The sequence below is a fragment of the Rhodoferax sp. GW822-FHT04A08 genome, assembly GCF_058801025.1.
Map to the genome: position 1 here is coordinate 1 of NZ_JBXAMW010000043.1, position 4,397 is coordinate 4,397.

3 protein-coding genes are annotated in these 4,397 nt (G+C 64.7%); all 3 read right to left on the reverse strand.

Features of this window, described 5'->3' with window-relative positions; genetic code table 11:
- The coding region (locus tag AC1RMF_RS26325) for a molybdopterin-dependent oxidoreductase (RefSeq protein ID WP_493145474.1) at positions 1-1,460 on the reverse strand (1,460 nt) is incomplete at its 3' end.
- Between the two features lie 25 nt (positions 1,461-1,485).
- Positions 1,486-1,890 (reverse strand): nitrite reductase small subunit NirD, encoded by a 405-nt coding sequence (nirD, locus tag AC1RMF_RS26330; protein WP_493145475.1) that lies wholly within the window; start codon positions 1,888-1,890, stop codon positions 1,486-1,488.
- Positions 1,887-4,376 (reverse strand): nitrite reductase large subunit NirB, encoded by a 2,490-nt coding sequence (gene nirB / locus AC1RMF_RS26335; protein ID WP_493145476.1) that lies wholly within the window; start codon positions 4,374-4,376, stop codon positions 1,887-1,889. The genes nirD and nirB overlap by 4 nt, the downstream gene beginning before the upstream one ends.
- Positions 4,377-4,397 lie beyond the last annotated feature (21 nt).

Consider the following 4,397-nt stretch of genomic DNA (forward strand, 5'->3'; position numbering starts at 1 on the left):
GCTGCGCGCACGCGGCTGATGCGTCGCTCGCTGTTGGTCACCGTGCCCTCCTTCTCGCCCCAGGTGGTGGCGGGCAGCAGCAGGTCGGCGTAGCGGCAGGTGGCCGTGGTCGCAAACGCTTCCTGCACCACCACGTACTCGGCACGCTCCAGCGCGCGGCGCACGGTGGCCTGGTCGGGCATGCTTTGGGCCGGGTTGGTGCAGGCAATCCACAAGGCCTTGATCTCGCCATCGGCGGCGGCCTGGAACATCTCTACGGCGGTCTTGCCGGGTTTGGATGGCACATCGGCCACGCCCCAGAGCGCGGCGACTTCTGCGCGGTGTTGCGCATTGCCCAGGTCCCGGTGGGCACTGAGCAGATTGGCTAGGCCTCCTACTTCGCGCCCGCCCATGGCGTTGGGCTGGCCGGTGAGCGAGAAGGGGCCGGCTCCGGGCTTGCCAATCTGGCCGCAGGCCAGGTGCAGGTTGATGAGGGCGGCGTTCTTGGCCGTGCCGCTGCTGGACTGGTTCAGGCCCTGGCAATACAGGCTCAAAGTGGGCTGGCGCTGTACGGCCTGCAACTTGCCATCTGCGCCGACCACCTTATGGCCCAGGCCCGTGAACAGACGGGTGGCTTCCAGCAGCGCGTCCTTGCTGATGCCGCAGACCTGCGCCACCAGATCGGGCGTGCTGTCGCGCACCGTTGCCTTGAGCGCATCAAAGCCGGCTGTGTGCTCGGCGATGTAGGCGGCATCGGTCCAGCCCTCCCACAGCATGAGGTGCAGCATGCCGTTGAACAGCATCACGTCGGTGCCGGGCTGTATCTGCAGATGCAAGTCGGCCATGTCGGCCGTATCGGTGCGCCGAGGGTCTACCACCACCACCTTCAGCGTGGGGTTGGCTCGTCTGGCATCTTCGATGCGGCGGTACAGCACCGGGTGCGCAAAGGCGGTGTTGGAGCCGGTGATGAACAGCGTCGCAGCAAAGTTCACATCGTCGTAGCAGGCCGGGGGCGCATCGGCGCCCAGCGTCTTCTTGTAGCCCGCCACCGCGCTGCTCATGCACAGGCGCGAGTTGGTGTCGATGTTGTTGGTGCCAATGAGCCCCTTGGCGAGCTTGTTGAAGACGTAATAGTCTTCGGTGAGCAACTGGCCCGAGACATAGAAGCCCACCGCGTCGGGGCCGTGGTCGCGGATGATGCGGGCAAAGGTGGCGCTGGCCTGGGTCAGTGCCGCGTCCCACGCCAGCGGCTGGGGCGTTGCGCCGCGTGTGAGCCGCTGCATGGGTTGCAGCAGCCTCGTCTGCTGCGTCACTGCCGCGCTGGCCGTGAGGTGCAGGGTGCTGCCCTTGGAGCACAGTCGCCCGAAGTTGGCTGGGTGGTCCGGGTCGCCGCGCACACCGGTGATCTGCGCGCCCTTGCTCTCGATGATGACGCCGCAGCCCACACCGCAGTAGGGACAGGTGGAGCGGGTTTCCTGCATGGGGCGCTCGTTCACTGTATGCGGCTTACGCCGTGGCCGTGCGCCGGGCAGGTCCTGCAACCGGGCGCAGCAGATCAGTGGCGTGGTTCTGCAGTTCGTCTGCCTTGAGGTACACCTGCCCACCCTCGAGCTTGACGCTGAACTTCGGGGTGCAGCCCTCATCGGGGGCCGAGGCCTGGCCGTCACACAGGCCAATGCTCCAGTTGTGCAGCGGGCAGGCCACATGGGTGCCAAACACAATGCCCTGGCTCAAGGGGCCACCCTTGTGCGGGCAGCGGTCCAGCAGCGCGAACACCTCGTCCTGGCTGTTGCGGAACACCGCCACGTCCAGCCCTTGTGCGCGCGCCACGCGGCGCGAGCCCAGCACCGGGATGTCGGTGAGCGCGCAGATCAGAACCCATTCGTTGGACGTGTTGTGGAGCTTGCTCATGCTGCTGCTCCTTCCTTGACGGTCAACGCGTCAAACTGGCGCGTGTCCACCTGGGCTTCCTTGAAGTCAAACCAGGGGTCGGGTTCGCCGTCGAGCGCAAACTGCAGCTGCTCCCACAGCGCCTTGCGGCCTGCGTGGTCTTCCAGGATGCGCTTCTTCACATAGTCCAGGCCTACGCGGTTCACAAAGTGCACCGTGCGCTCCAAGTACCAGCCCTCCTGGCGGTACAGCTCGCAGAAGGCGCCGGTGTACTCCAGCACTTCCTCTGCCGTCTTGAGCTTGGTGAGGAAGTGCGCCACCTCGGTCTTGATGCCGCCATTGCCCGCCACATACATCTCCCAGCCGCTGTCCACGCCGATGATGCCCACGTCCTTGATGCCGGCCTCGGCGCAGTTGCGCGGGCAGCCCGAGACGGCAAACTTCACCTTGTGCGGTGCGTACATGCGCCACATGGCACGCTCCAGGTCCTTGCCCATCTGGGTGCTGTCCTGTGTGCCCATGCGGCACCACTCGGAGCCCACACAGGTCTTGACCGTACGCAAGGCCTTGGCATAGGCGTGGCCGCTGGGCATGCCGATGTCCTTCCACACGGCCTGCAGGTCTTCCTTCTTCACGCCCAGCAGGTCGATGCGCTGGCCGCCGGTGACCTTGACCGTGGGGATGTTGTACTTGTCCACCGCGTCGGCAATGCGGCGCAACTCATCGGCGGTGGTCTCACCGCCCCACATGCGCGGGATCACGCTGTAGGTGCCGTCCTTCTGGATGTTGGCATGGCTGCGCTCGTTGATGAAGCGGCTTTGCGGGTCGTCCACCGCCTCCTTGGGCCAGCTGCTGATCAGGTAGTAGTTCACAGCCGGGCGGCACGATGCACAGCCATTGGGCGTCTTCCAGCCCAGGTGCTGGTACACCGCGGTTATGGTGAGCAGCTTGCTTCCATCGGCCAAAGGCGTGCGTATGGCTTCGCGCACGGCCGCATGTCCCAGGTCGGTGCAGCCGCACATGGCCTTGGTCTTGGGGGTGGCCGAGTAGTCGCCACCAGCGGTGAACATCAGGATCTGCTCCACCAGTCCGGTGCATGAGCCGCACGAGGCGCTGGCCTTGGTGTGCTTGCGCACCTCTTCGATGGTGAACAGGCCCTTGTCCTTGATGGCCTTGCAAATGGTGCCTTTCTTGACACCGTTGCAACCACACACCTCGGCATCGTCTGGCATGCTGGCGGCCTTGTTGTGGCCCTCATGCCCCACGTCGCCGATGTTGCTCTCGCCAAACATCAGCTTGTCGCGGATGTCGGCAATGGAGCGGCCATCGCGCAGCAGCTTGAAGTACCAGCTGCCGTCCACCGTGTCGCCATACATGCAGGCGCCCACTAATCTGTCGTTCTGGATCACCAGCTTCTTGTAGACACCGCCAAAGGGGTCGCTCATCACGATCTCCTCGGTGTTCTCGCCGCCTTGGAAGTTGCCCGCACTGAAGAGGTCAATGCCGGTGACCTTGAGCTTGGTGGAGGTGAGTGACCCCTGGTAGCGGCCAATGCCGTAGAGCGCCAGGTGGTTGGCTGCCACCTTGGCCTGCTCGAACAAGGGCGCCACCAGCCCATAGGCAATGCCGCGGTGCGCAGCGCATTCGCCCACGCTGTAGATGCGTGCGTCGGTCACGGTCTGCATGGTGTCGGTCACCACGATGCCCTTGTCCACATGCAGGCGCATGCTCTGGGCCAGTTCGGTGTTGGGGCGTATGCCCACGGCCATGACGACGAGATCGGCGGCCACTTCGGTGCCGTCCTTGAAGCGGATGGACTTGACGCGTCCGCCCTTGCCATCGTCCTGGCTGCCAATGAGTTCCTGGGTTTGCGCGCCCATGAGGAATTTGAGGCCACGCTCTTCCAGCGACTTGCGCAAGAGACCGCCTGCGACGCTGTCGAGCTGGCGCTCCATCAGTGTGGGCTGCACATGCACCACGGTGACCGTCATGCCGCGCAGCATCAGGCCGTTGGCTGCTTCCAGGCCCAAGAGGCCGCCGCCAATCACCACCGCATGCTTGTAGCGTGTGGCGGCCTCGATCATGGCGTTGGTGTCGGCAATGTCGCGGTAGGCAATCACGCCTTCCAGGTCCTTGCCGGGCACCGGCAGGATGAAGGGGTTGGAGCCGGTGCACAGCAGCAGTCGGTCATAGGCCGCTTCGGTCACTGCACCGTCGGCGCCCACCGAGCGCACTACGCGCTTGACGCGGTCCACCTCAGTGACCTTCTTGCCTGCGTGCAGGGTGATGCCGTTCTCTTCGTACCAGCTGAAGGGGTTGAGCACGATCTCATCGAGCGTCTGCTCACCGGCCAGCACCGGGCTCAAGAGGATGCGGTTGTAGTTGGGGTGCGGCTCGGCACCAAAGACCGTGATGTCGTACAGGTCCGGTGCGATTCTGAGCAGCTCTTCTATCGTGCGCACGCCGGCCATGCCGTTGCCAACCATCACGAGTTTCTGTTTCTGCAGCGGGGGCGGTTTCATGTCCAT